General features: G+C 58.2%; 10 protein-coding genes and 2 pseudogenes. 2 read left to right on the forward strand and 10 right to left on the reverse strand.

What is annotated here, in order from left to right; translation table 11 throughout:
* Positions 1–55 precede the first annotated feature (55 nt).
* Positions 56–1,990, reverse strand: coding sequence for an ATP-dependent zinc metalloprotease FtsH (gene ftsH, locus WG900_RS11325; protein WP_339967191.1), 1,935 nt, complete (start codon positions 1,988–1,990; stop codon positions 56–58).
* A 269-nt stretch (positions 1,991–2,259) separates the two neighbouring features.
* On the opposite strand from ftsH, the gene ribB reads away from it, so the two are divergent.
* Complete coding sequence (gene ribB / locus WG900_RS11330; protein ID WP_339967193.1) at positions 2,260–3,546, forward strand: 3,4-dihydroxy-2-butanone-4-phosphate synthase; 1,287 nt, start codon at positions 2,260–2,262, stop codon at positions 3,544–3,546.
* A 222-nt stretch (positions 3,547–3,768) separates the two neighbouring features.
* On the opposite strand, the pseudogene WG900_RS11335 reads toward ribB, so the two are convergent.
* A pseudogene (locus WG900_RS11335) lies at positions 3,769–3,978 on the reverse strand (IS110 family RNA-guided transposase); the annotation flags it as partial.
* 238 nt (positions 3,979–4,216) lie between these two features.
* Between WG900_RS11335 and WG900_RS11340 the strand changes: the two are divergent.
* Positions 4,217–4,459: pseudogene (locus tag WG900_RS11340) on the forward strand (integrase core domain-containing protein); the annotation flags it as partial.
* 294 nt (positions 4,460–4,753) lie between these two features.
* On the opposite strand, the gene WG900_RS11345 reads toward WG900_RS11340, so the two are convergent.
* From WG900_RS11345 to WG900_RS11380, 8 genes are all read right to left on the reverse strand, one after another.
* Positions 4,754–5,908 (reverse strand): HlyD family efflux transporter periplasmic adaptor subunit, encoded by a 1,155-nt coding sequence (locus WG900_RS11345; RefSeq protein WP_339967194.1) that lies wholly within the window; start codon positions 5,906–5,908, stop codon positions 4,754–4,756.
* A 20-nt stretch (positions 5,909–5,928) separates the two neighbouring features.
* Positions 5,929–8,043 (reverse strand): ATP-binding cassette domain-containing protein, encoded by a 2,115-nt coding sequence (locus tag WG900_RS11350; protein ID WP_339967195.1) that lies wholly within the window; start codon positions 8,041–8,043, stop codon positions 5,929–5,931.
* Positions 8,040–9,356 (reverse strand): TolC family protein, encoded by a 1,317-nt coding sequence (locus tag WG900_RS11355; RefSeq protein ID WP_339967197.1) that lies wholly within the window; start codon positions 9,354–9,356, stop codon positions 8,040–8,042. The genes WG900_RS11350 and WG900_RS11355 overlap by 4 nt, the downstream gene beginning before the upstream one ends.
* 162 nt (positions 9,357–9,518) lie before the next feature.
* Positions 9,519–9,740 (reverse strand): hypothetical protein, encoded by a 222-nt coding sequence (locus WG900_RS11360; protein ID WP_339967199.1) that lies wholly within the window; start codon positions 9,738–9,740, stop codon positions 9,519–9,521.
* A 133-nt stretch (positions 9,741–9,873) separates the two neighbouring features.
* Positions 9,874–11,100: a glycosyltransferase family 4 protein gene (locus WG900_RS11365; RefSeq protein WP_339967200.1), complete on the reverse strand. Its 1,227-nt coding sequence runs from the start codon at positions 11,098–11,100 to the stop codon at positions 9,874–9,876.
* A 19-nt stretch (positions 11,101–11,119) separates the two neighbouring features.
* On the reverse strand, positions 11,120–12,661 hold the full coding sequence (locus WG900_RS11370) for a methyltransferase regulatory domain-containing protein (RefSeq protein WP_339967202.1): 1,542 nt from the start codon (positions 12,659–12,661) through the stop codon (positions 11,120–11,122).
* Between the two features lie 144 nt (positions 12,662–12,805).
* Positions 12,806–13,396 (reverse strand): hypothetical protein, encoded by a 591-nt coding sequence (locus tag WG900_RS11375; protein ID WP_339967203.1) that lies wholly within the window; start codon positions 13,394–13,396, stop codon positions 12,806–12,808.
* Between the two features lie 125 nt (positions 13,397–13,521).
* Positions 13,522–22,374, reverse strand: coding sequence for a calcium-binding protein (locus WG900_RS11380; RefSeq protein WP_339967204.1), 8,853 nt, complete (start codon positions 22,372–22,374; stop codon positions 13,522–13,524).
* Positions 22,375–22,421 lie beyond the last annotated feature (47 nt).

Consider the following 22,421-nt stretch of genomic DNA (forward strand, 5'->3'; position numbering starts at 1 on the left):
ACAAGAAGGGCCGGTCGCAAGACCGGCCCTTTTCGTGTGCGCCTATGCAGGAGGATCACGCCCCTTGCGGGGCAGTCCCGCCAAAGCGCTTGCCGGCCTTGGGAATCGCCGAACCGCGCACCGGTGCCGGAACGCCGACGCCGCCCTTGGGCTCTTCGGGCCGATCGATCTTGCCGCTGTCGAGCAACTGCTTGATCTCGTCGCCGGTCAGCGTCTCGTATTCAAGCATGGCCTTGGCCAGCAGGTGAAGCTTGTCTTCCTGCGCCTTCAAGATGTCGGTCGCACGCTTGTGGCCGCCGTCGACCAGTGCGCGGATCTCGGTATCGATCAGCTTGTTGGTCTCTTCCGACATCATCGTACGCTGGGTGCCGCCGTAACCGAGGTAGCCTTCCTGGGTATCCTCATACTGCAGCGGGCCAAGCTTGTCCGACATGCCCCACTTGGTGACCATCGCGCGAGCAAGGCCGGTGGCATACTGGATGTCCGACGAGGCGCCCGAGCTGACCTTGTCATGCCCGAAGATCAGCTCTTCGGCGACGCGGCCGCCCATCGCGACCGACAGGTTCGCGTGCATCTTGTCACGGTGGTACGAATAGGAGTCGCGCTCGGGAAGGCGCATGACCATGCCCAGCGCGCGGCCGCGCGGGATGATCGTCGCCTTGTGGATCGGGTCAGACGCTTCCTCGTTGACCGAGACGATGGCATGACCAGCCTCGTGATAGGCGGTCATTTTCTTCTCGTCCTCGGTCATGACCATCGAGCGGCGTTCCGCGCCCATCATGACCTTGTCCTTGGCGTCCTCGAACTCCTGCATGGCGACAAGGCGCTTGTTACGCCGCGCTGCGAGCAGTGCAGCCTCGTTCACGAGGTTGGCGAGATCCGCGCCTGAAAACCCGGGCGTACCGCGCGCAATCGTACGCGAATTGACGTCGGGGGCGAGCGGCACCTTCTTCATGTGGACGCTCAGGATCTTCTCGCGGCCTTCGATGTCGGGGATCGGCACCACGACCTGACGATCGAACCGGCCCGGGCGCAGCAGCGCCGGGTCAAGCACGTCGGGGCGATTGGTGGCGGCGATGATGATGATGCCTTCGTTCGCCTCGAACCCGTCCATTTCAACCAGCAACTGGTTGAGCGTCTGTTCGCGCTCATCATTCGAATTGCCGAGGCCGTGGCCACGGTGACGGCCGACCGCGTCGATTTCGTCGATGAAGACGATGCACGGCGCGTTCTTCTTGGCCTGTTCGAACATGTCGCGCACGCGGCTGGCGCCGACGCCGACGAACATTTCGACGAAGTCCGAACCGGAAATGGTGAAGAACGGCACGCCCGCCTCACCCGCGATGGCGCGGGCGAGCAGGGTCTTGCCGGTGCCGGGCGAGCCGACCAGCAGCGCGCCCTTGGGGATCTTGCCGCCCAGCTTGGCAAAGCGCTGCGGGTCCTTGAGGAATTCGACGATCTCCTCCAACTCCTCACGTGCTTCGTCGATGCCGGCAACGTCGTCAAACGTAACGCGGCCCTGACGTTCGGTGAGCAGCTTGGCCTTCGACTTGCCAAAGCCCATCGCGCCCGATCCGCCGCCCTTCTGCATCTGGCGCAGCGCGAATATGGCGATGCCCATGATCAGCAGGAACGGCAACGCCTGAATGAGAATGTAGGTGACGACCGACATCTCTTCCTTGGGCTTGCCGGCGAACTTCACGCCCTTGTCAGCCAGAAGCGCGCCGAGCGAGGTATCGCCCGGAATCGGCACGGTGGAGAATGTGTCGCCATTCTTGAACTTGCCGGTGATCTTATCGCTCGCGACCTGCACTTCGGACACGCTGCCTTCAACCACCTTGGCGCGGAAATCGGAATAGGCGATCGCGGGGCCGGTTGCTGCCTCACGCGGGCTCATCATTGAAACGACGAGCACCAGGGCCAGGAATATTCCGCCCCAGACCATCAGGCTGCGGAGCCAAGGGTTCGGATTCGGCTGATCTTCGTTCATCGGGGGGAGAGTCCTTTCGCGTTGCCAATGTAGGACGGCCCGGCTGAATGACAAGTTAGCAGGAACGCGGGTTTCTGCTGCCAAGGCGGACCGGACGCTTGCCCTGTGCAGGTGAGATACGATTCGCAGCACTGCTGGCGTGTTTGGCAGGTCGGAAGAGTCTTAAGCCCTATTGTAATGTGATGCCTTTTTGGAAGTTCGCTCGCTCTGTGGACATTTTCGGCAATTCATCTCTTGAAAATCACATTGAAATGTGCTTTTGCGCGTTTATGTCCACAGATCTCATCGAACGCGTCACATCGCTGGTCGCCAGCGGCAATATGTCCCGGGCCGGCCTTGCGCGGGCAGCGGGCCTCCACGCCAATACCCTGCGCGATTGCGGCGAACCGCACTGGAACCCTACGGCCGAAACGCTCGGCAAGCTCGAACGCTTCCTCCTAGCGAACGACGACCGGCCGGTGCTCGTACCAATCGAGGAAATCATCGACGAAGCGCGCAATGGCCGCATGTTCATTCTGGTCGACGACGAGGACCGCGAGAACGAGGGCGACCTGATCATCCCGGCGCAGATGGCGACGCCCGAAAGCGTCACTTTCATGGCCAAGCACGGCAGCGGCCTGATCTGTCTGGCCCTGTCCTCCGACCGTTGCAAGCAGCTGGAGCTGGAACCCATGGCAAGGGTCAACGGCACACCGCTTGGCACCGCCTTCACCGTCTCGATCGAAGCGCGCGAAGGGATCACCACCGGTATTTCCGCCGCCGATCGTGCTCGCACCATTTCGGTGGCGATCGACGGATCGAAGTCCAAGGCCGAAATTACATCGCCCGGCCACGTTTTCCCGCTGAAAGCCCGCGAGGGTGGCGTACTGGTGCGCGCCGGGCACACCGAAGCGGCGGTGGATATTTCACGTCTGGCGGGCCTCAATCCCTCGGGCGTGATCTGCGAGATCATGCGCGACGATGGCGAAATGGCCCGGCTGGACGATCTGATCGCCTTCGCCCGGCTGCATGACCTGAAGATCGGCACGATCCGCGATCTTATCACCTATCGCCGCCGCCACGATCACCTCGTCACCAAGAAGGCCGAGCTCGATTTCCAGAGCGAATGGGGCGGGACGTGGAAGGCCTGTACCTTTTACAACAAGGCCACGGGCGACGAAACGATGGCGATCGTCAAAGGCCGCATCGATCCGACCAAGCCCACGCTGGTCCGGATGCACACCCTGTCGATGTTCGCCGACATCTTCAACGAGACCGGCGAACGTTCGCACCTGCTCGAACGGGCGATGAAGATCATCGCTGACGAAGGCACCGGGGTGATCGTGATCATCAACCGCCCTATGCAGCGCCTGATGTCGCGCACCATCGAGATCAAGGAACAGGTCCGCGCCGGCCAGGAAGCCCCGATCGAGGAACTGCGCGACTACGGAGTCGGCGCGCAGGTGCTTGCCGAACTGGGCGTGCACGACATGGTGCTGCTGACCAACACCCACCATTCGCTGGTCGCGCTGGAGGGCTACGGCCTGTCGATCGTCGCGGAACGTCGCATCGATTGAAGGCGGGTCGGGGGGCGCGGGTTGCCGCCTTGACTTCGCTCATCTGAAACCAGCTGTCTGCCGCCTGACCCCGGGTACGCTTCGATCGGTGAATGACTCGCCGCATCGCGTCAGGTAGCTCGAGGCCATCAACTGCCAACGAGGAGGCCGCAAACCAAGTACCTCAACTCAGGATACTTTAATCGACTTCAGCCACAAGGTTCGGCCCTGTCACCGTTTGACGCCACTGCAGGGCGCCAGAACCTCAGCAACAGCGGCGGCGTTGCCCGTGGCCTCGGCGATCACGTGGTCATCGTGCGTCAGTTCCTTCCGGGCAAATGCTTCCAGGCTGTCCCGGGCCATGGGGATCCGCCCCATACGGTGAAGCTGCCCGTCCAGCAGCGATACCACTTCGGCAGCAACTCGGTGAATATCCATGCCAATGATGCGCATGTCTCCCTCCTTGGTCAGTGCAAAAGGGAGCGGCGGGCAACACGGCAATGACGGATCCGCGCTCGCAGCGCATCCGGGCTAGTCGCAGGGGCGGCCAGATAACGACCTCGAACTCGCAGTTCATGTCAGTGCGACGGCCTGCCCGCACTTGCGTGCTCCCGGTGCCCCGAGGCCCGGATCACTTGAACCTACACGACCACTTGAGTCGGGGACCTGGGGCACCGGCTACATCATGCCGGATAACGCCTACATCCATTCCTTCAACGGGAAGTTCCGGGCAGAATGCCTGAACGCCCACTGGTTCTTCAGCCTGGATGACGCGGTCCAAAAATGCGAGGCTTGGCGCAGAGACTACAACGCGGCGACACCGCCATGGCTGCCCTCCGGTTCCGCTTCGCTCCACCTACGGCCAGCCATTTCCGGCCGCAATCTTGCACTATCAATCACTGCGCACCACTCAGTGGGACCGGTCACCGATTAGAGGTGCCACCATAATACGCATGCAGCGAACAAATACTGGAACAGCAATCAGCAGCGCCAGCCCGATCGATGCGCCAATCGGGCGCAGCGCGCTCATGGCAGAAGCCACCTCTCAATCCAGGCGAGATTTCTTGCGTCGGGATATATAGAGTGTTGTTCGGCTTTTGGCCTCTTGTAGCTGGATCAACTGCTTAATCATCGCACAAGCTTGCATTCTTTTGGCTTCTCGCAACTGGCGTTCGTAAACAGAAAACCAGATGGTGCGCCTTCAAATTCGAAGCGGCAAGGTCGTGATTTACTTTTCACCTAACGACTCCGAAAGCGTCTTGGTAATCGGCTTTGTCAGATACCTGAAGACCGTGTTTTTGCCGGTGACGATTTCAGAGATTACGGTCATCCCTGGCTGAATCAAGATCACTTCACCTGGGTTACGCGGCTTCAACCCACGGATATCCACCTCGAGATTGACCCGGTAGTAGATACTAGCCGAGCCGTCTGGACGCTGTTCGGTGAGCGTGTCAGGGCTCACATAAGTAACACGGCCCTTTGCAGGTCCGTATATGGCACTGTCATAAGCATCGAATTTGACAGACGCCGTCTGCCCAACCTTGACGAATGCAATGTCCCTTGGAGGAACCTGTGCCTCGACGATAAGTTTTTCGCCGGTCGGGACGATTTGCAGTACTTCGTCGCCTGGCCTGAGTACGCCGCCCACAGTGGTGAGACGGACGTTTTTAACGATCCCGTCCGTCGGTGCGATCAGATCAGTCGCCTTCAATGCATCATTGCGCTGAGCAGAGATCTGCTCGGCGGTAACCAAGTCCTCGTTGGTCTTGGCGAACTCCGTCTGGAGCTCCTGGATGTACCTTGAGCGCTTGCCCGAAATCTGCCCATCGATATCGGCAATGCCTCTCTGCATCCGGATAATCTCGGATCTCGCAACGTCGCCGGTTTTGAGAAGCGGCAAATTGAGGTTCAGTTCCTCTCCCATCAATCTGCGCATAGACTGGAGTGCAGACAAATCGGAACTCAGCGCCGCCCGTCGTTTCAGATACAACTGCTGCTGGTTCGACACGAACTCCGTATATGGAAGGACGTCACTCGGGAAGACCAATGGCCGATCGTAAAGCTCGGCTTTGATGCGCGCCATCTGACTCTTTAGTGCTGCGACCTTGGAGCTGGATTCAGTAACCGCTGCGCCGAGTTTGACTTTGTCGAGAACGACCAAGATTTCCCCGCGGCGTACCAGGTCACCTTCGCGCACCCTGATTTCTCCGATGACTCCTCCATCAGCGCTCTGGATGATCTGCACCCTGCCAATCGGGATCACTTTGCCTGGAGCCCGCGTAATCTGGTCCAGTTCAGCCCACATGGACCATACGAGCAACCCGGCAAGGCCCAGCACAATGGTAATGATAATCCAGCTGGATGTCTTCGCAATTTTGAACATTTTCAGAGCCTCAAAACGGATCAGCGAGCCGCTGTGGTGACGATTGGCGAGACATTCGCTGGAGTGGGCTGGTTGGCTGGTTGCCCTTGAAGCCGCTTGATTACTTCCATTGTCGGACCATCCAGGATGGCGCGGCCGTTTGCCATGAGGAGTACCCGATTTACACGTGTCAGCAATTGAAGCCGATGCGTTACCAGAATCAGCGTCTGGTCTGGTTGCAGCGATGCGAAAAGAGCATCCAAGACGACCTGCTCGGTCGTTTGATCAAGATTTGCCGTCGGTTCGTCGAGCAACCAGACCTTGGGGGACGCAAGCAACATTCTCGTCAGCCCGACCAAGCTGCGTTGACCGCCCGACAATCCTCGTCCGCCTTCTTGGATCTGCAGTTCGAGCCCCTGAGGGTGCGCCGCAATGAGATTGATCAGGCCAGTCTTCTTCGCAGCCTCCAAAACAGCATCATCGCCAAAGCTTGGCAGGCCCATCAGGAGGTTCTCGCGCAGACTGCCATTGATCAAGCGATAGTCTTGAGGAAGATATCCGATATGATGCCGCAACACATCCTCGGCAAGCTGGGTGACGTCGATACCGGCAATTTTTGCCGAGCCAGCTTGCGAATGGAACAATCCAGCCACGATTCGAAGCAAGGTCGTTTTGCCTGAGCCCACCCCGCCGATGATGCCAACGCGTTCTCCGGGTTTGAACTCAAGCCGCTGAACCGCGAGACCATCCTTGGCGCCAGGATAGGTAAAGGCAGCGCCTTCCAGCAGGATTGGTCCGGAAAGATTGCCGGGCCGCAGGGCAGTGTCGCCTGACGTGCGGTCAAGCGGCAGGGCCAAGATGCCATCGAGCGCCTTGAGCGATGAACGCGCGTAGCCCCACTGAACAATTAGGTTCGGAAGCATTGCGATCAGTGGTCCGTTGACACGGCCGGCAATGATTGAACACGCCAGCAGAGCACCGGTTGTCATGCTGCCATTGCCAACCTGGAACGCACCGACCGCCATGATCGCCACATATGAAACCTGCTGCATGGTGGAGAAGATCGAGCCGGCAAGCGCGGAGTTCTGCTTTATAGGATCTTCATAGTGATGGATTTCACGGATCAAGCGGTTCCAACGCGCCAGCATCAACCAACCGCCACGGCCAGCCTTGATTGTTTCTGCTGCATCAAGCGATTCAACCAGGACACCATTCTTGCGATTGCCGCTAACCTGAGCACGGTCTGTACCGTCGCGAATCAGACGGGCCAATCCGATTGCCATGCCTATTGCGATCGGCAGGCTGATGATCGGAACGATCGCTACCACGCCGCCCATAAGGGCTATCACGACGATAAAAAACAGGGCGAAAGGCAAGTCGGCAAGCAGGAAGAGCGAGCCCGACGACATAACTGCGCGCACTTGCTCCAACCCGCGCAGCTGCGAGGCCATTGTCCCGATGCCCGGAGGCCTGGCGTCCAAACGGATCGACTGAGAACGCGCAAAGAAATACTCTGACACTTCCGCGTCAATATCAGCGGCTTCGCGCTCGATCATGTTCGCCCGCAAAGTCCGGAGGACAAAATCGATAACCAAAGCGGCCAACACACCGACGGTGAGCACCCAAAGCGTCGAATAGCTGTTGAGCGGAATAACCCGGTCGAACAACTGCATCGAATAGAGGGATGTGCCAAGCGTCACCAAGTTGGCAACTACCGTTGCCAACGTCGCCATGAGCAAAACATGCTTGCGCTTGATGACAGCGCGCCAGAAGATCGAGACAGCGCGCGGGGTCTTTTCCCCCACGAGAGGGTCCGGGAAGGAAACGTCGAAGAACGTCAGACCGTCGTCGTATGCCAGAAGCGGTAGATGCAGACCCGACAACCGGATCATGTCTTCATTTTCCCACTGTTCGGCGACAGCCCAACCTACTTCTGGATAGTAAACGAGTTGCGGGAATTGATCTGCCCGCGGCCGCGAATGAAGCGATTGCGGGAGCGGCCATCCCAGCTGTGCGCAAATCTGCGCCAGAGACTCAGGTCCTTCGGGCAAAGCGCCTTCTTCAATGCCTTCGTCCCAATTGGGCGGCAGTCCGATGCTTTTTACATGCGCAAAATGCTCCAGGGCGCTGCGTATGCCTAATTTTTGGGTCATCATTTCACGTCCTGATTTGCACTTCGACGCGAGCTTGGTTCCCACCTGCATGTCCGCAGAAGGATTCGCGCACTCGATGCCATCGCTCCGAATTCAGCATCTGTCCTCGCCAGCTTCGCTGAAGTGGCTTCGCGGACAGCATTCATCACATCCAGCCAGGTCCTGCGACCCGCGATGAACTGTCGGCGGTAGGACTCGGTTACAAGCTCAGAGGTATCGGCAGCGAGGGCACTGGCTGTGATTCGAACCTTCGAAGACGAATTTGTAACGAAGTCCAGCTGCAGCGCGTCCCGGAGTTCCCGTTCGGCGGTCGCAATGGCGAATCCAGAAGCGTCGGCCCGCGCTCGTGCAGCGTCCGTAATGGCAACCTGAGACAGGCCTGCTCCAGTTTGCGCACGCAAGGCAAATCCAACCCGGGTGCCGGTGATATCGTTGTGCGTCAACTGGCCGAGGAGTTGCGGGAAGATCGACGCTTTGGCTACCTTTGCATCGGCCTGCGCTGCAACCTGCTCCGCACGAAGGCGCTGCAATTTTGGATCGCAGGTGATGGCCTCATTGATTGCGTCGACTTCGCTTGGATGCGACAGAGCCGCATCATATGTCGGGACATTGCCCGGATCGAAACCTACGGAACCGACGAATTCAAATAATTGGCTCAAGCTGATGGCGCGCTGCGCCTTTGCTTGCGACAATTCCTGCTCAATCGCCGAAGCCCTGGACAAAGCGAGGTTAAGATCCGCCTGTGGACTAACCTCCTGACGAACACGGTTCTGTATCGTCGAAAGCAGAGTCTTGTGCTGTGCGAGGCTTTCTTCGAGAACGTCCTGACGGCGCGCAGACAAGCCGAGGGAATAGTATGCATTCGTCACCCGGAGCGTCAGGTCCCGGATCGCTTCATCGACGCCAGCGCGCCGCGCTAGCAGGAGCGCATCGGCCTTATCGATTGTTCCAGAAATCTTCCCGAATGTGAATAAAGGCTGCTCAACTGTAACGTTTAAAGCCATACCATTTTGTGAAGTGCTGGTATTGCCCCTTGTTACGGCAAGGGCCTCCAGCGACAGGCTCGGAAATCGCAACCATTTCGCGCCGCCAAGTTCGGATCGAGCCGCCCTTTCCTGTGCCTTTGCATTTCGCACAGTGGGGTAGTCGTCAGCAGCCAATTCAGCCGCTGCCGCCAAGGCGGGAGGAATCTCCCTGGGTGGAACAATGACCTTTGCCTCGATCGCCTCCTGAGCAGGTGACGGCGGGCCATACTTCTCGCCAGGATCGGCCAGAACAGGTCCTGACATCCACCACGCCGCTGTCGTGGCAAACATGGCCAGGAAATGTCTATGTCGGATCATGAATCGTCCAATGTTATTGGAAACACAGCACGGATCCGAATCGAACGGAGAATCTGCTCGCCAAACTCTAAACCTGCCGCGATCTCTATATGCGGAATAAAGCGCCCGAAACCCTTCATTCCCTGCGATAGTACCTTATTTCTTTTTGGCGGTAGCATCGCCAGAAGCGGGAGCGCCATCCTGTGTGCGAATCTGCTCGATCAGCGACTGGAGAGCTTCGACAACCGGAACAACACGATTAGCCGGCAAGATCAATTCACCGCTACTGACGTCTTCACCACGCGCGTTGCGATAGAACGTCTCGACCCGGAGCACGCCGTTGACAACCGATGCGCCACCCAATCCTTCAAAGTACATAAAATAACCTTCCAATTAACCCTGTTACTTGCGCGCGTTCGGTTCAAATTGACTGCCGTACGCCAGATCCGACAGGACCAAACGACGTGTGACGCGCCTATAGGGCACGGTACCTAGCTATGCAACGATAGAGCTAATCTGCCGCAAACAATTTGTCGACCCAGCCCAATTGCTGCGGCAGGCACACCGAGCGCAAGTCAAATTCTGCAATCGCTCGCGAACGCGCAGCTTGACCCAACGATCGGCGTTTCTCCGGGTTGTCGAGCAGACCGCAGACTTCATCGACAAGCTTGCGGCCATCAAAGAAGGGTACCAGAATGCCCTGCTCGCCATCGCTTAACACTTCCCGAACCGGCTCAGTGTCGCTCGCAACAATCGCGCACTCCATCGCCATTGATTCAATCAAGCTCCAGGATAGTACAAATGGATACGTCAGGTAGACGTGGACCGCCGATGTGCAAAGAACAGCCAAGTAGTCCTTGTATGGTACTTTCCCCAGAAAGTGGACCCGCTGCGCGTCAATCCTGCCGCTCACCTCCCGCAAGAAGATATTTTTCCAGGAGTGACCAGCTGGTGGAGCCGCGCCGTAGCTGACATCGTCACCGCCAATGATAATGACATGTGCATTAGGCCGCCGGGCGAGCAACTCTGGCAGCGCCCGCATGAAAACATGGTAGCCCCGATATGGCTCAAGATTGCGATTTACAAAGGTTATCACCTCGTCGCTGCGTGTGAGATTAACCCTCTTGTTCAATTGAATGCCGGCAGCCGGGTTAGGCTTGACCAAAGAGGTGTCAATGCCGTCATGGATCACTGAAATCCGGTCCCGGAACTCCTCCGGAAAGGTGTCGGCCTGCCAGCGCGTTGGGGCAATGGCAGCCGAAGCTTGTGGCATCTGCAATAAGTTCGCTGCGTTCTTGACCAGCAATCGGCTGCGATTTTCTTCAACCGAGCCGCTGGGAAATTCCGCATCGAACTGCATGTCTGCACCGTCTGCCGAATAAAAATACTCGCAATAAATGCCAAGCCGCGCCTCAGGCCAGACGGATTTCAGAAACAAAGCTTCGCCCCAACCAGGGTGGGCAATGATTACGTCCGGATCAAAACCTTCATTGCGCAGATTGAGTGCGGCACGAAATGCGGCGTGACCTCTGATGACCTTGCTGTCGAAGTCTTTTGTCCACGGGTGCCCATCAGTCATGGTGTTGCGATCTGGTCGGCACTGAACGTACCGGATCCCAGGATATCCAGCGAAGTTGTTTACTCCCATTGCCAGGACTGTATCACCCCGGGCAACCAGAGCTGGTGCAAGGGATCTGAACTGTCCTGGAAAATTTTGATGGACGAACAGAACTTTCATGCGAAAACGCAGCTTATCATCAAGGTATTGCGCCGAGCTTGCGCCACCGCGGAACATTACTCTCGATGAAGGCCCTCGACATCGTCGATATGCGTTCTGCCAGGGCATCTCCCTCGAGTGGTTGGCCCTGGTGGGCGAGACTGCGGCCAAGACGGCCGAGCCTCTCCTTCAAACCATTGCCCAGCGCTTCTGCATCGGCCTTGGGGTTCTTCAGCCAGGTATCCAGCAGCATGCAATCAATGTCGCTTGTGGCAAGCGCTGAGCCGAGCGCCGGCACAGCGAGATGTCCATAGGGAGCTCCACCGCTTACCGCTTTGGCAATGGCCTTATTAAGGCGCTGCGACGCTTCCTTACCTGCGGCATTGGGACGCCCGATCGCCAGAGCTCCTGCATGAACCAGCAGCATGATGTTCTGGATTGCGCTGGCCTGTCCTTGCGGCTGCATGCCGGCGACGGCAACCAGTTCCGCGAGGGTCTTCGGGCCAGATTCAAGCGCTTCGATCGCGGGACCGAAATGTTCCTGCTTGATCGAAACCTCTCCGAAACTTGTGCTAATTTTCAGCGCCTCTTCATGCGGTGCGGAAATCAGATGGAAGATCGTCTCCATCGCCGCTTCAAAGCCACGGCCGAATCCCTTGCGCCCGCCGCGACAGAATATGTCACGGCGGAAGCTCTGATTGATCGCGCAGTCCTGTACTTCCTGACGGAAAACAGGGTCTGGTTCTGAATTGATGAGATCCCGCAGCGGCGCCGCCAGCAATCCCGGTAGCATCAATTCAGAGACAGTGCCGGAACCAACATACTGGAGCTTGGCGGTATCAAACTCCTCGACAACCTCCGAAAACCATAGCGGGTGCCAATTATCATGCAGGTATTCCTGCACAAGATAAGGACGGTTCTGAGTCTTTACCGTGTCTACGCGTGCTTTCAGTGTTGGCAGAACCCGGAAGATCGCGCTGTTCTCCGTGCCAAGGCTTTCAAACAATTGCACAGCTGCATCGATGGCATCAGGCCCTGACCTGGCGCCGACGATCTGCATCCGGCGTGCCATATGCTGGAACGGCATCGTGCTGACCCAGCCCGGCTTGGTATTGTAGCTATTGTAAACCAGCCCGCCCGGTACGCAGGCATGATCGAGGCAGCGCACCAGCCCGAGCCGAACCACCAGTGGAATCCAGCTATAAATACCGTGCATCACGACATATTCGAACTGCCCCAGGTCCTGTGGCCAGTTGGCCCCCAGTTCGGAAAAATCGCCTTCGATGAAGCGGATATTTTCGAGCCCGGCAGAGCGCGCAACCGCAGTTGCATGGGCGACATGCTGCGGGTTGAAGTCAATGCCGACAAATTCGCCCTCGGGATTGGCTGCGGCCAGCAGGCACAGCCCGAAACCCTGCCCGCTACCAAGTTCAAGATAGCGGAACGCGCCCGATGATTGTCGTGCAGGCGGTACATTTCCAGCGATCCGGGCGCAGAAATCCAGCCAGTCAGGGGCGATTTCGCGGTAGAACCCGTAGGTATAGCCCAATGAGACGTTGTATCCGTGCGACCAATCAGACATCGTGAAATTTGTCCCCGTTTTCAGAAACTTGGCAGCAAAGCAAGACCTTTAACCCGCTCGGCCGACCGCTTGATCGGCTTGTCTATAGATTACTACTTCCGGTTTTAACCAGCGCCAATCTGTTTGCAGCTTTATTCTAGCTAATCAGGCGAAAGTTCCAACATCCTGGAATACAACAAACGAGCTGGATCCAACATTGAAGTCCACGCCGACGTCATTGGCTGGCTGCAGGTCAAGGGAAGATATCGGCTCCGCTTTTGGATTGGCATCATCAAACAGCTCAGATCCGGCTTCGACAATCTCAAGCGCTTCCCCCACAAAGCCGAACCCCAACGCGCCCTGCGGCGGAGCATAGGCGTCGAGTGCCGTGGCGGTAGTTGTCAGGACCTGGGTGCCCAGCACCACATTGGTTCCATCAAATTTGAGCGTCCGGGCATCAGCATAGACATTCGAAGCGGTCTGGAAATTGATCGAGACACCTGCTGCGCCGATCGGCACGGTCACGACGATGCCGTCACTGAGGCTGATCAGCTCGGCGTTCGATCCAGCAATGCGGACCGTGAAATCGCCGGCTGCGTCGGTCAATCTGATCGTATCCCCGCCGCGGGCGAAATCGCCTTGGAACACGGCTACCGTGTTGTCGTAAACTGTCAGGGTTTCTGCGCCAGCATTTGTGCCGAACACATCGTAAGACCCGAGGATGGCGCCACCGGAGCCGCCGGGTGAGACGATCAAGCGATTGTTAGCCATAGTACTGTCCTCCGGATTTATCGGTATTTTTCAGAAAAATATGGCCCCTGCGCAGAACGCAGGGGCCAGTAGGAGTCGCGGGGCCAGGGTCCAGGCCCGCAGCTATTTAATCAGGCGAAGTTGCCGGCAGTCCAGTCAAAGCCTGCCGAATGGCCGACCAGACCGACGAACTCGACATCGAAGTTCGAAGTCTGCAGGTCACCAACACCAGCCGTATTGATCAGGTACAGACCCGACTGACCGGTACCATTCGGGCTTTCCAGCACGATCAGGTGGGTACCTGCCGTCAACGATCCGATTGCCTGGGCAATCGCCTGTTCAACGTCACCGCCATTCGTGGTGTCGGTGAGATCGGTTTGCGCCAGACCGTTGATCACGATGATGTCGGCAGTCTGGTTGGCATTCGCACCGGCCGCAGCAACCAAGTTGGTTGTCACCAGAGCTCCTCCATTGACGTCGATTGCGTCATTGGTGGTGAAGTTCAGGATCGCAACCGACGAGTCCGTACCGTCAAGTGCGCTGGTATAGGTGTTGGTGATAGCAACAATGCTCTGGGTCGTACCAAGATCAACCGACTGGCCGGCCTGAATTGCGTCAGTGCCAGAGAAGGTGATCGTGCTGTTACCCTGCAGGACATACTGTTCGATCGCGTTGACGGCAGTGTAAGTGCCGCCAGTCGAGATCGTGACACCATCCGAAGTGCCCGCACCGACAACGCTGGTGAAGGCGTTGTACTGCGTGCCCGTCAGGCGGATGTCATCAGTGATGTTCAGGGTTTCAGCCTGGGTTGCATTGCCGTTGTTGATCTGAGTCAGATCAGCACCGTTGGTCGCAATCAAGGTATCGTCCAAACCACTCAGGGTGAAGTCTGCCGTGGCGCCCATGACCAACCCGCCGATGTTCACGGTATCGGCGCCGCCGGTACCATTCACGTCTACACCGGCATTCGTACCGAGGTTGATCGTCGATCCGCCCACACCATCGCTGTTGAGGTTGTAAACCTCAATCGCGTTGAACGCCGTGACAGTGCCGTCGTTGGTCAAGGTCACCGAGTTGGTGCCACCACCCGAAGTCGTAAGCGTGGTGAAGCCCTTGTGCTGGGCAACGGTCATGATCGCATCACCGCCGTTACCCGCGATGTCGAGGGTTTCGGCAGTCGTAGCAGCGCCGGCGTTTACTCCGGAGATGTCTACAGTCTGGCCGCCATTGTTGAACACCAGGGTATCATCCGCTCCTGCCAGTGCCCACGCGCCAGAAGCGACGAGGGTGCCGGAGAAGAAGTTGCCATTGATGTTGATCGTATCAGCACCACCGGCACCCGTCACCGAAACCGCGAAGTTGCTGTCAGGCCCAATGAAGTTGTCATTGATGTTGACAGTGCTTCCGCCAACGCCGTCCCCGTTCAGGATGTAACCCTCAACCTCGTTACGAGCATTGATCGTGCCATCCGTGGTCAGGGTGATCACGTTGCTGCCAATCGCGCTGAAGCCACCCAGAAGATCCGAGTCGAAAGCTTCATGCTGGACAACAGTCATGGTCACGTTGGCATTGTTTGCGATCTGTATGTTCTCAACGGTGGTAGCCCCGCCTCCGTTCACGCCGCTGATGTCAGCGCCATTCGCAGCAGTCACGGTATCGTCACCAGCGCCAAGGCCCCAGCTTCCGGTTACCTTGTTGCCACCAACGATGATCGTGTCGTTGGAGCCGCCAATGGCCAGGATATTCACGCCGGTTTCAGCGGCATTGATCGTCAGCTGGTTCGACGCGTTGGAGAGGTTGTAGTTCTCCACGTTGTCGAAGGCCGTGACCGCGCCTGCACCCAAGATGATCAGCGTATCCGCTCCAGCCGTCGCCGTCACCGTTCCGGTGAACGCCTGATGCTGGGCCTGGGTCAGAGTGAGGTTGTTGAGAACCCCAGAGAGAACCAGGTTTTCGGCAGTTGTAGCCGCGCCTGCATTGACACCCGAGATCTTCGTTGACGTACCCGATACTTCGAGCGTGTCGCTGGAGTTGCTAAGGTTCCAGGTACCATTGGCCACCACACCGGTTCCGATGAACACGGTGTCATTGTCGCCCGTGGCAGAGGTGTCGACGATGTTCACTTCGCCCTTCAGCTCGTTGACCACCACCGTGTTCTTGTTCGAACCCAGATCGTAGGTTTCGATCGCTTCTTCGGCAAAGACCTTGCCGTCGGTTGTGAGCGCGATCGTATCGGCAACACCAGCTGCGATGATCGAGCCGGTAAATCCTTCGTGTTGGGCCACTGTCATCGAGGTGGTGACAGCGTCAGTCAGGATTTCGAGCGTTTCGGCAGTCGTTTCAGCCCCGGCATTGATGCCTGAGATGTTCACGGTACCGGTCAGGCTCAGCAGGTCACCAATGCCACCGGCGTTTGCCGAAAGGTCCATGGTTACACCCGCGAAGCTGGTCACCGAACCATTGCGAACGATGTCGTTGTTGCTGCCGGTGGTGACGACGCTGTCCGTATCGGGGTGGAACGTGAAGTCGTTGCCAGCCAGGTTGGCCAGTACGTAGTTCTCGATTCCGGTGCGGCCCAGGATCGTAGCAACCGGACCGATCAGAGTGATCGTGTCGGTACCCGCTCCGCCGGTGGGCAGCAGCGCATTGTACTGAGCGTAGGTCATCGAAACCGCACCGTTGACGGTGACGTTCTCGAAGCCCGTGATCGACGTTGCACCAGTGATGTTCGTGCCGGTGTTGAGCGTCAGGGTATCAGGATCGCCCGCACCGGTGCCTCCGTCCAGCGTGTTGCCGGTCAAAGTCAAGCCGTTAACGATCACGGTTTGGCTGTTGGCGGCGTTGCCCGTCACGTTCTGCTTGTTCGAGCCGAGCGTGAAGGTGAAGGCATCGTTGAGGGTGTAGCTTTCAACCGCAGCGTTACCGGTGACACTATCGTTACCGTTGCTGCTGGTCAGCGTGAAGGAGTCTGCACCCCCCGCAGCGTTGATCGTGGTGAACGCATCATGCTGGGCTTCGGTAGCCGTGATCGCACCAGCGAGATTGAGGATCTCGAGAGTGGTCGCGTTACCCGTGTTCACGCCGCTGATGTCAGCGCCGCCAGCCGTGGCATTGAGGGTGTCAGTGGTACCACCGACAGCCCACGTACCGTTCACCGCGAAGCTGCCGACGGTGACTGAGTCGTCATAATCACCGGGGACACCATCAATCGACGTGAAGTTAACATCGGCATTGCCGCTGTTTACGATCAGGTGAGTGTCGGTATTTCCATCGGCAACATAGGTATCGACAACCACTTCGGCGTTTACAGTACCACCGGTGGTGAGCTGCACGGTATCAGCACCGCCTGTGTCGATAACAGTGGTGAAGCCTTCATGCTGGGCAACGGTCATGAGCACCGTACCCGTCGTAAGCTTGAGAGTTTCAACCGCCGAGACATTGGCCGCGCCAGTGATCAAATCACCGTTGCCGTTTCCGAAGACACCAAAACCGGTGTTTACGCCACCGATGTTGTCACCAGCATCCAGCGTCAGCGTGTCGGCACCTGAGCCACCGATGGTGCCCGTGTACTGACCGTCGCTAGCGCCGGTGGTGATTTCGTTGGTGCCACCGCCGGTGTTGACGTTCTGGCCCAGCGAGCCGAGCGTGAACTTGTCGTCAAGGTTGGAAAGGACATAGTTCTCGACCTGCGGGACACCGGTGATGCCGGTGCCAGCAAAGCCAACCGAATTCTTGGCATCAATCGCGACTGCCGCCAGCGTGCTGGTGGTGATCGTGATGGTATCCGTCGTGTTCGGGAAGGTATCGCCCGGATCCACAATCTGACCGGCAGATCCGTTGAGCCCGTTTGAACCATGCTGTTCGGCATTCATCGTGACCGAAGACAGGTTGATCACGGTGCTTTCGATGCCGAACAGGGCTGCGCCCGAAATGTCATCGCCCGTATCAAGGTTCAGAACGTCGGTGCCAAGCCCGCCATCGATCTTGCCGGTCACGATCTCGATTGCGCCAGAGTTGATCGTGTCGTTGCCGGAACCAGCGTTCACGTTCTGGCCGCTTGCGCCCAGCGTGAAGTTGTCACCGGCCGGATTGCCGATGCCATCAACCGTACCAAGCAGGTTGTAGGTTTCGATCGTGGCAGCGCCAGTCACGGCTTCTACAGGGCCTGTCAGGTTAACGCTCTGCGGTTCACCCGTACCGCTGACCACAGCGCCGAAGGCGTTGTGCTGAGCGTAGGTCATGGTGCCCGAACCGTTGATCACCGCGGTTTCCACGTTGGTGATCGACGAGGTGGAGATGTCATCACCGTCGATCTGCACCTGATCGTTGCCAAGTCCGCCATCGACGGTCCAGGCACCCGGTCCAGGTCCGGCAACCTCGTCTACCAGGACGAAGTTGTCAGCCAGGAAGGTTCCAACGGCAGCCGGGCCACCGAATTCCACGCTGGTCTGGCCGATCTTCACCCCGGTAGCGGCAGTGTCGAGGACGTCCTTGGCCTGGAGGGTAGCAACACCTTCAAGCACGATCTGGAGATCGTTGCCGTTGAGTGTGCCGTCATCGTTCAGGTCAACCCAGAGGTTGCCCGTGCTGGTGTCATAGACCACGTCCATGATCCCGTCGCCAGCAATGGTCGCACCCTGCGCGTCGCCGAAGCTGCCGAGGTTTCCGGCAAAGTTGATCGATGCACCTTCACCGTAGTTGGCGATGGCTTCTGCAACATAACGCACGTCGATGACGTCCGAACCCGAAGTGAAGCCAGTTACCGTGTCACGGCCGGTCGAGGTCGAGCTTTCGGCACGTGCACGATAGAGGAGCTGGTCTGCACCGGCGCCGCTGTCGATCACGTCAAGGCCAAGGCCGCCATAGATCTGGTCGTCACCGCCACCCGACGAGATGGTGTCGTTGCCGTCACCGCCATCGACAATGTCGCTGCCGCCGCCAGTCATGACCACGTCGTTGTCGAGGCCAGCGAAGACTTGGTTGTTGCCGTTGCCTGCGTCGATCGAGTCGTTGCCGGTCCCGGTGGTGATCGTGTCATTGCCTGACAGCGAAGTGACCAGATCATTGCCAGCGTTCGTGGTGACCGTATTGTTGCCTTCACCGGCAACGACCGTGTCTGCACCCTTACCAGTGGTGATCATGTCAGCGCCCGCACCGCCAGTGACGGCCAGGTTTGCACCTGCGCCCGCACCCTGGAGGTTGAGGACTTCAGAAGCATCCAGGTCCCCAGCGTTGATGGTCTGGACCGTACCCGAGCTGAGATCCGATACCTGCGTATCGATGATCAGGGTGGTGGAGGCAGCAGTCGGTTCGGGGTTGTCGTTGTCAACGATGTTGATCGTTTCAACCTTGGTGACCGACGTCAGATCGGCGACGCCGTTGTTGGCGTCAACGTTAAGGACGTCGCTTGCAGTCGTACCACCGGTCAGTGCATCTGCAGCCGTGAGGTTGGAGTCGATCGCATTGAAAGTCAGCACCGCTGCCGAGGCAGCACCGTTGATCGTATCGTTGCCGCCGCTCAGGTTAACAGTCAGAGCATTGGTGAACTGGGCATCAAGCGTGACCAGATCGTTGTTGTTGGTGTCCTGAATGGTATCCAGATCGGCACCCGAAGCGCGGATTCCGAGCGTTGCGTCAATCTTGGCGCCGCCCGTTGCGGTCAGGATCTCGACGCCGTTGATATTGACGAAACCATCATCCGTGAACTTGCCGCCCGTCTGGGCGATAACGTCACGTCCGGCGCCGCCTTCCATGGTCACGGTCGAACCGAGGTCATTGCCGTGGATTTCAAGGCGATCGACGCCCGTGCCACCCTGGAAATTGATGTCGTTGTTGGTATCAACGTTCTGCTTAATGACCGTCGTCGAAGCGACCGAACCAGTGACATTGAAGCGGAAGTCAGCATCGGTCTGGCCGCCATCAATAACAACCGTGAGGCTGTCAGAGGTGTCGGCCAGTGCAGCTGCGGTGATGTTCAGCGCAGTCTGCGTCAGCACATTGCCACCCGTGAAGGTGATCGTGCTGGCGTTGGGTTCGAATAGACCACCGCCAACGTTACCATCGGTCTTGAACTGGAAGTTCTCAACGCCCGTCACGTTGTTGAGATTTACGCCAGCGGTGACACCGCCAAGCGTGTTGTCGAGGACAATCGAGTCGCCCACGGCAGTGTTCGAACCACCCGAAACCGTATCGGCGAAGGTGAACTCAGAACCGTCGACAACGACCTGGTCGTCGCCCGCGCCGAGCGAAACACTCTGGTCGCCAACACCGGCGATTACAGTGTCATTGCCCGAACCGGTGGTGACGTTGTCGTTGTTGAGACCGCCGCCAGTTGCCGAGATATCAACGGTAACGCCTGCGGTATAACCGCTGGCGTTGATTACCGTACCGCTGGTGCCGTTGGTCGAAACGATCTTCAGGAGACCAGCTTCCTGTGCCTGAGCGCCAAGGGTGTTGGTCTGTGCTTCAGCGACGTTGAGGACTTCGAATTCCGACACGTTGGTGAAGTCCGCGTCAACAATCGTGCGGCCAGCGTCAACTACGTCGACGGTGTCCGTTCCGGCGCCGCCAACAGCAGTGTCATTGGTGGTCAGCGCACCGCCAGCCAGCAGAAGGTCATTGCCGTCGCCAAGGTTCGCGTTGTCGAAGCCGCCAGCCTTGATGTTGACAGTGTCCGCACCGCCATTGGTGGTGATGACGTCACCAATCGCACCCGAGATAACCGTATCGTTACCGGCACCGGTTGTGATGTTCGAGTTGAAGGAACCTACCGCAGCGGTGCTGATGAACGCACCTTCGTCGCTCTGCAGAGCCGACCCATTGATGGTCAGCAAGGTCGAGGGATTCGGCGCATTGCTGTTGGTAAGCGTCAGGCTGTAGGAGTTTGCTCCAATACCTTCGTCGTCATCAAGATTGACGGTTTCAAAGCCCGTGAAACCACCGCCCGTGACAGTAACATCGCCATCAAGGTTCAGCGTATCGCTGCCTGCACCGGCGTTGAAGCTGTCAGCGTCGGTCAGAGCACCACCCAAGTTGAACACGTCGCTGCCCGAACCGGTCTGGACCGTGTCGTCGCCGCCATTGGCAGCATTGATGGTCAGTGCCGAGGTGAAATCAGCAGCATTCACGCTGTCATTACCGGCATTGAGATTGATCGTGGTGATGCCAGCTGCCTGGGCAGCGCTGTCGCCATTGCCGCCAACCCCATTGTTCAGGGTCGTCGTCCCGGCGCTCGTCAGCGTCAGGATTTCAAGGTTGGAAACGTTGGTGAACTTGGCGTCGGTAGCGCCAGCATTGAGCTGAAGTTCATCGATGTCGGCTCCGAAATCCATCTGGTCGAGGATATTCGGGCCCGCTGCCGTGCTGGCATCGAAGTTCGCACCAGCCACAACCGTATCGGCGCCAGCACCGGAATTGATTGTGTGTTCACCCGACCCAATCGTGATCAAGTCTGCACCGTCGCCCGACGAAATCAGGTCGTTTCCGTTACCAGAGGAGATCGTGTCGGCATCCTTGCCGGTGGTGATCGTGTCATTGCCGGTGCCGGTGGTGACATTGTTGAGGCCATCGCCAGCGTTAACGATGTTGTTGCCATTGTTGGCGTTGATAACGTCATTGCCGGTGCCCGAAGTGATCGAGTCAGCGCCGATCCCCGAGGTTACGGTGTTGTTGCCGTTACCTGCGTTGACAGTATCGTTGCCGTCTACGAAGCCGATCGAGTCATCGGTAACGATGACGTCGTTGGCATCGAAAGTGGTGATGTTATCAGCCGCGCTGCCACCCTGAACCAGGTTGACGCCGGCGCTGCCGGTATAAGTAACACCTTCGCCGGCTCCGTCGTTATCGGAGAAGTCGATGTCAAGCGTAGCGGTCGATCCGGTCGCATTGATCGTGCGCACTGTGTTATTCAGCGCATCGTCGATGGTCAGGTTCTGGGTCGCCAGGATATTGAGCGTGGTCAGATCCGTGTCCAGCGTGTCGAGCGTCGACGCACCAGCGGTGTTCGTGATATTGACCGTTTCGATGCCGCCGTTGGCGTCAGAAACGCTACCGATCGTCAGGTTGTCAGCGTTGCTCGTCTTGATCAGAACGTCAACCGTGGTCGCACCAGCGACCACGCTGTCCTGATACTGGACGGTAACGTCCGGAGTCGGATCGGCAGGTGCACCGTTGGTGACATTGTTGAGCTCGATGTCGTTGCCATCGTTGTTGGTGCCGGTATTGAGCCCGGTGATCTGCGCAAAGGTTGTGTCCATCGAGCTGTTAAGAGCCACGACGGTCTCAACGCCCTTGGCGCCCGAGAGATCGAGGGTGACAGGCAGGTTATCGTCGTTGGTAACTTCGATGCGCTGCACGTTCACCGTGGTGAAGCCGCCGTAAGTGAAGGCGGGATCGCCAACACCCGTGAGTGACACGTCGGTCGACAGGCTGAGGGTGTTGAAGCCCGTGCCGCCGTCAAGCTTGTCGCCTGCGTTAAGCGTCTTGTTGAACCCGATGAAGGTGTCGTCGGCAGCGCCGCCAGGCGCGGTGTCAGCACCAGCCGTCAGGATGATCGAATTCTGGCTGTTGCCGTTGCCGTTCGGGGCGACTGCCTGCGACGAGGTCGTCAGCGTCTGCGTACCGAGTACGACATTGGTGCCGTTGAATACGAGAACGCGGCTGTCAACGATGTCGCCAGCGCCGTTTTCGAAGATGATCGTGGTTCCCAGGGTGCCGACGTTCGGGATGGGAACTACGATGGTGATGCCATCGGAGACGCTGGTCAGGATTGCGTTTGAGCCGGCGATGACAACCGTGAAGTCGGTCGCCACGTCGGTCAGGCGGATGGTGTCTCCGCCGCGCGAGAAGTCGCCCTGGAAGTTGACGGTGGTGCCGTCAAACACGGTGAGGGTTTCGGCACCGAGGTTGGTGCCGAAAACGTCATATGTGCCGCCGATAGCGCCGGCGGTCTGTCCCTGCTGCACAATAAGGCGATTATTAGCCATAGTAAATTTCCCCGTCTGAATATTTAAAACTGATGATTGACGTGACG

The organism is Novosphingobium aquae, from assembly GCF_037572715.1.
Taxonomy (GTDB): domain Bacteria; phylum Pseudomonadota; class Alphaproteobacteria; order Sphingomonadales; family Sphingomonadaceae; genus Novosphingobium; species Novosphingobium aquae.

Bases quoted from the DNA above. Each gene is read 5' to 3' on its own strand.
- ftsH (WP_339967191.1), bottom strand. From the start codon at position 1,990: ATGAACGAAGATCAGCCGAATCCGAACCCTTGGCTCCGCAGCCTGATG.
- ribB (WP_339967193.1), top strand. From the start codon at position 2,260: ATGTCCACAGATCTCATCGAACGCGTCACATCGCTGGTCGCCAGCGGC.
- WG900_RS11345 (WP_339967194.1), bottom strand. From the start codon at position 5,908: ATGTTCAAAATTGCGAAGACATCCAGCTGGATTATCATTACCATTGTG.
- WG900_RS11350 (WP_339967195.1), bottom strand. From the start codon at position 8,043: ATGATGACCCAAAAATTAGGCATACGCAGCGCCCTGGAGCATTTTGCG.
- WG900_RS11355 (WP_339967197.1), bottom strand. From the start codon at position 9,356: ATGTTTGCCACGACAGCGGCGTGGTGGATGTCAGGACCTGTTCTGGCC.
- WG900_RS11360 (WP_339967199.1), bottom strand. From the start codon at position 9,740: ATGTACTTTGAAGGATTGGGTGGCGCATCGGTTGTCAACGGCGTGCTC.
- WG900_RS11365 (WP_339967200.1), bottom strand. From the start codon at position 11,100: ATGAAAGTTCTGTTCGTCCATCAAAATTTTCCAGGACAGTTCAGATCC.
- WG900_RS11370 (WP_339967202.1), bottom strand. From the start codon at position 12,661: ATGTCTGATTGGTCGCACGGATACAACGTCTCATTGGGCTATACCTAC.
- WG900_RS11380 (WP_339967204.1), bottom strand. From the start codon at position 22,374: ATGGCTAATAATCGCCTTATTGTGCAGCAGGGACAGACCGCCGGCGCT.